Origin of the sequence: Kitasatospora sp. NPDC057198, from assembly GCF_042670125.1 — a bacterium.
GTDB lineage: Bacteria > Actinomycetota > Actinomycetes > Streptomycetales > Streptomycetaceae > Kitasatospora.
This window is the reverse complement of the sequence record NZ_JBHUWH010000469.1, coordinates 1-5,941: the sequence shown is the minus strand read 5'-3', so window position 1 is coordinate 5,941 and position 5,941 is coordinate 1. Positions and strand designations below refer to the sequence as shown.

Genomic DNA, 5,941 nt, shown 5'->3' with positions numbered 1-5,941 from the left:
GCCCACGGCAAGGTCGACCGCTCGGCGCTGCCCGACCCGGCCGAGCGGTACGACCTGCCGGTGGAGCACGTGCCGCCGCGGAACGCCGTCGAGGAGCGGCTGGTGGCGATCTGGGAGGGCGCCCTGCCCGGCGCCACCGTCGGCGTGCTCGACTCGGCCTTCGACCACGGCGTCGACTCCCTGCTGGCGGCCGGCCTCGCCACCGCCGTCGGCGCCGAGTTCGGCGTGCCGGTGACCGTCGCCGACATCTTCCGCAACCCGACCGTCGAGGACCTCGCCGCCCTGCTCGGCGAGCGCGCGCCCGAGCCCGCGGGCCCCGCCGCGCTGCCCGCCGCACCCCCCGCCGACCACTACCCGCTCGCCCCCCAGCAGTACCCGCTGTTCGTGGCGCAGCGCCGCGACGAGAACTCGGTCCAGTACAACGTGCCGCTGCTGCTGGACCTGCCGGCCGACGTGGACGCGGCCCGGCTCGCGGACGCCTGGCGCGCCCTGGTCGCCCGCCACGAGGTGCTGCGCACCTCCTTCGAGCTGAAGGACGAACCCGTCCAGGTCGTGCACCCCGAGGCGGTGTCGGAACTGCGCCTGGCCGAGGGGGAGCCGCGGCTCGGGGAACTCGTCCGGCCCTTCGACCCGGCGACCGCGCCGCTGGCCCGCGCCGCCCTGCACCGCTGCGGCGACCGGTCCGTGCTCTTCGTCGACCTGCACCACCTGGTGGTCGACGGGCTCTCCCTCAAGCAGCTCTTCGGCGACCTCGACGCGCTCTACCGCGGCCGGGAACTGCCGCCGGTGGCCCACCCCTACCGGGACTACGCCCACTGGGCGGCCGCGGGCGGGGGCAAGGCCGCCGCCGAACGGCAGCGGGCCCACTGGACGGCCGCGCTGCGCGACCGCCCCGCCCCGGCCGAACTGCCCACCGACCGGCCCCGCCCCGCGCTGCGCGACCACGCCGGCGACCTGCTGCCGTTCGCGCTCGGCCCCGGGCGCACCGCCGCGCTGCGCGCCCTCGCCGCCAAGCGCTCCGTCACGCCCTTCGCGCCGCTGGCCGCCGCCTACGCGGTCTTCCTGTCCCTCGCCACCGGCCAGGACGACGTCACCGTCGGCGTCCCCGCGGCCGGACGCACCGCCCCCGGCCTCGACACGGCGGTCGGGATGTTCGTCAACACGGTGCCGCTGCGGCTGCGGCCCGCGGCGGACAAGCCGTTCGGCGTGCTCGTCGAGGAGGCCGCCGCCACCGCCCGGGAGGCGTTCGCGCACCAGGACTTCCCGTACGCCGAACTGGTCCGCGAGGCCGGGGAGCCGGTGCCCGGCCGCAACCCCCTCTTCGACACCCTGCTGGCCCTGCAGGCGGGCGCGCTGCAGACCGTCGAACTGCTCGGGGAGCGCGTCCTGCTCAGGCCCCGCCACCCCGGACAGGGCATGGCCGACCTGAACATGCAGGTCTTCGAGGAGCAGGACGACCTGCACATCGAGTGGGAGTACTCGACGGAGCTCTTCGACCGCGACACGGTCGCCGCGTTCCGCGACACCCTCCTCGGCATCCTCGACCGGGCGCTCGCGCACCCCGACAGCACGGTCGCCGCCCTGGGACGGCCCGCCGGGTCCGCCGGGTCCGCCGCCGACCGCACCGCGGACACGCCGGAACTGCCCGGCATCGCCTTCGACTTCTGATCCACACGCCGAGGAGCACCCCCTTCCATGAGTTCTCACCTGACCGTCGGGCAGCGGAAGATCGCCGCCTCGCAGCGGCCCGCCGCGGCCGCGTTCTGGGCCCGCTTCCTCGACGGGTCCCGCGCCACCGGGTTCCCGGCCGACCGCCCCGCCGCCGCCCGCACCGGACGCACCGCCCCCGCCGCGGCGCTCGACCTCGACCCCGCGCTGGCCGAGCGGCTGACCGCCGTCAGCCGCGGCGACGCCACCACCCTGCACACCCTGCTCACCGCGGCCGCGCTCGCCCTGCTCAACGCGTACACCGGGGAGCGCGACCTGGTCGTCGGGCAGCCGCCGACCGCGCCCCGGCCGCTGGCCCGGATCCTGCCCACCCGGCTCGAACTGCTCGCCGACGACACCCTGAAGACCCTGCTGGGCCGCCTGCGCCGGGCCACCCTGGACGTGCTCGCCCACCAGGACTACCCGGTCGAACTGGCCGGCGCCGAGGTCGAGGCGGCCGTCGCGCTGGAGGGCCTGCACACCGCCGAGGCCGTCGAGGCGGTCGCCGCCGACGTGCTGTTCCACGTCCGGCGCACCGCGGACGGCTACACCCTGGACGTGCGCACCGAACCCGAGCGCTTCACGGCGGGCAGCGCCGCCCGGCTCGCCGCCCACTACGCGCGGCTGCTCACCGCCGCCCTGGCGGACCCGGACGCCGAACTCGCCGGAATCGACCTGCGCACCGCGGCGGACGCGGATGCCGTCGCCGCCGCCAACGACACCGCCGTGCCGTTCCCCGACGACGTGACCCTCCCGGAGCTGTTCGCCCGCACGGTGGCGGCCACCCCTGACGCGGTGGCCGTCGCCTCCGGCGAGAGCTCCCTCACCTTCGCCGAACTCGACCGCGCCACCACCCGGCTGGCCCGCACCCTCCGGGAGCGGGGCGTCGGCGCCGAGGCCGTGGTCGGCGTCCTGGCCGAACGGTCGGTCGAGATGCTCGTCGCGATCCTCGCCGTCCTGAAGGCCGGCGGCGCCTACCTGCCGCTCGACGCCTCGCTGCCGCCCGCCCGCCTGACGTACATGCTGGAGGACAGCAAGGCGGCGATCGTCCTGGCGCAGGCCGACCGCGCCGCCCTGGTGCCGCCGTCCGTCACCGTGCTGGAGCCGGTCGCCGACACCTCCGCGGACGCCGGGGAGCCCCCGGCGGCCGGGTCCGCCACCGACGCCGCGTACGTCATCTACACCTCCGGCTCCACCGGCGCCCCCAAGGGCGTCGTGGTGGAGCACCGCAGCGTCGTCAACCGGCTGCACTGGATGCAGCGCGCCTACCCCGTCGGCGACACCGACACGATCCTGCAGAAGACGCCGGTCTCCTTCGACGTCTCGGTGTGGGAGCTGTTCTGGTGGCACATCGAGGGCGCGCGCGTCGCCCTGCTGGCGCCGGGCGGCGAACGCGAGCCGGAGGCCATCGTGGCCGCCGTCGAGCGGCACCGGGTCACCACCCTGCACTTCGTGCCGACCATGCTCGGCGCGTTCCTCGACTACGTCGCGGCCACCGGCGCCCAGGGGCGCCTCGGCTCGCTGCGCCGGGTCTTCGCCAGCGGCGAGGCGCTGGGCGTGCACCACGTGCGCCGCTTCGCCGAACTCCTCGGCCACGCCGAGCTGGTGAACCTCTACGGCCCCACCGAGGCGACCGTGGACGTCAGCCACCACCGCACCGCCGCCGGCGACACCGCCGTCCCGATCGGCCTGCCGATCGACAACACCCGGCTCCACGTCCTCGACGAGCGGCGCCGCGAGCGGCCGGTCGGCCTGCCCGGCGAGCTGTACATCGCCGGCGACGGCCTGGCCCGCGGCTACCTGCACCGCGCGGAACTCACCGCCGAGCGGTTCGTGGAGAACCCCTTCCCGGGCGAGAGCCGCGCCTACCGCACCGGCGACCTGGTCCGGCGCCTGCCGGACGGCTCGCTGGAGTACCTGGGCCGCAACGACTCCCAGGTCAAGCTCCGCGGCTACCGCATCGAGCTCGGCGAGATCGAGCGCCGCCTGCTCGACCACCCGGGCGTCGGCGACGCCGCAGTCGTGGTGCGCACCGGCGCCGACGGCCACCGGCGCCTGGTCGGCTACGCCGTCGCCGACTCGGCCGCCGACGGCGACCGGCCCGCCGAGCAGCAGCTGCGCGAGCACCTCGCCGGGACGCTGCCCGAGTACATGGTCCCGGCCCGGGTCGTCGTGCTGGACGCCTTCCCGCTCTCGCCCAACGGCAAGCTCGACCGGGGCGCCCTGCCGGAGCCCGCCACCGAGGCCGTCGGCCACGTCGAGCCCCGCACCGACAGCGAGCGGGCGCTGGCCGGCCTGATCGCCGAGGTGCTCGGCCTCGACCGGATCGGCGTGCACGACAGCTTCTTCGCGCGCGGCGGCACCTCGATCCACTTCGTCACCGTGCTGGCCAGGGCGCGCAAGCTCGGCCTCGCCTTCACCTTCCAGCAGCTCTTCGCCAACCCCACCGTCGCCGCCCTGGCCGCCGTGCTGGACGCGGGCGGCACCCGGGAGGAACTGCGCCACGAGTTCGCCCCGTTCGAGCTGATCGGCGAGGACGAGCGCGGCCGCCTGCCGGAGGACGTCGAGGACGCCTACCCGATGTCGATGCTCTCGGCGGGCACCATCTTCCAGAGCGAGATGACCCGGGGCAGCTCCCAGTACCACGACATCATCGGCTACCTGATCAACAGCGCCTTCGACGCCGGGGCGTTCACCGAGGCCGTGCGGATCCTGGTCGACCACAACCCGATCTTCCGCACCAGCTACCGGCTCAGCGGCTTCCGCGACTACCTGCAGCTCGTCCACAGGTCGGTGGACCCGCCGCCGGTGTTCATCGCCGACATCCGCCACCTGGACGACGCCGCCCAGGAAGCCTGGTACGAGCAGTGGGAGCGCGAGGAGAAGGCCCACGCCTTCGACTGGGAGTACCCCGGCCTGATCCGGCTGCACGTCCACGTCCTGCGCGACGACCTGTACCGCTACAGCATCAGCCAGCACAACTCGGCGCTCGACGGCTGGAGCATCAACCTGGTGCACACCAAGCTGTTCGAGATCTACCACGCCCTGGTCGCCGACGGCGCCTACACCGGCGAGCCCGTCCCCAACCACCTGCGCAACTTCATCGGCCTGGAACAGCAGTCGATCAACTCGGCCGAGGACCGCCGGTACTGGCTCGACCGGCTGGCCGACCGGCCGCAGACGGTCATCCCCCGGCTGCGGCCGCGCGACGAGCAGGCGGCCTTCGACGTCGTCCTGCAGGACGTGCCGCTGCCGCGCGGCCTGTCCGACCGGATCGTCGCGCTGGCCGGCCGGCTCGGCGTCCCGGTGAAGACCGTCCTGCTCGCCGCCCACATGAAGGTGCACGCCGTGCTGACCGGCGAGCGCGACGTGATGACCGGCTACGAGCACAGCGGCCGCCCGGAGGCCGCGGACGCCGAGAAGGCGTGCGGCCTGTTCCTCAACTCGGTGCCGATGCGGGTGGAACTCGCCGACGGCAGCTGGGAGGGGCTGATCCGGCAGGTCTACGACACCGAGACCTCCTTCCTGCCGCACCGCCGCTACCCGATGGCCAAGATGAAGCAGGACCTGCAGACCCAGGTGCCGCTGTTCGAGACCGTCTTCAACTTCACGCACTTCTACTCGCTGAAGAAGCTGCGCGAACTGCCCGAGTTCTCGCTGCTGGACGTCCGCGCCGTGGCCATCACCGAGTTCCCGTTCCGCTCGGAGTTCTCCCGGCACTTCTACACCGACGAGGTGCAGCTGAGCCTGCACTACCACACCGACGCGTTCGACAACGACCACATCGTGCGCATCGGCGGCTACTTCACCGCCGCGCTCGACCGGATGACCGCCGACCCGGCGCAGCCGCACACCGCCCGCCCGCTGCTGGACGACGAGGAGCTCGCCGCGCTGGCGGAGTTCGGCTCCCGCCCGCTGCCCGGCGTGCCCGGCAGCGGGGCCCCCGCCGCCGTCGCCGTCCTCGACCCGGCGGGCCTGCCCGCGGCCATCGGCGCCCCCGGCGACATCGTGCTGACCGGCGCGGACGGCACCCGCTCCGTCCTCGGCCGGGGGCGCTGGCTGCCCGGCGGCGACCTGGAGCGGACCGACCAGGAGACGGCCGAACCCCAGGCACCCGCCGTCGAGGCCGCAGCTGGTGAGGCAACCGGCGGCGAACTCTCCTCGGCCGCGCTGCGGGTGGCGGCGGTCTGGGGCGAGGTGCTCGGCATCGACCCCACCACGATCAGGCCCACCG

Annotated in this window: 2 protein-coding genes; both read left to right on the top strand. The window is 74.7% G+C overall.

Annotation, left to right across the window (positions count from 1 at the left end):
- Nucleotides 1–1,668, top strand: a 1,668-nt coding sequence (locus ACFUEL_RS33320) for a condensation domain-containing protein (protein ID WP_380240912.1), incomplete at its 5' end; no start/stop codon positions are given.
- Between the two features lie 27 nt (nucleotides 1,669–1,695).
- A partial coding sequence (locus tag ACFUEL_RS33315; RefSeq protein WP_380240910.1) for an amino acid adenylation domain-containing protein occupies nucleotides 1,696–5,941 on the top strand: 4,246 nt, incomplete at its 3' end.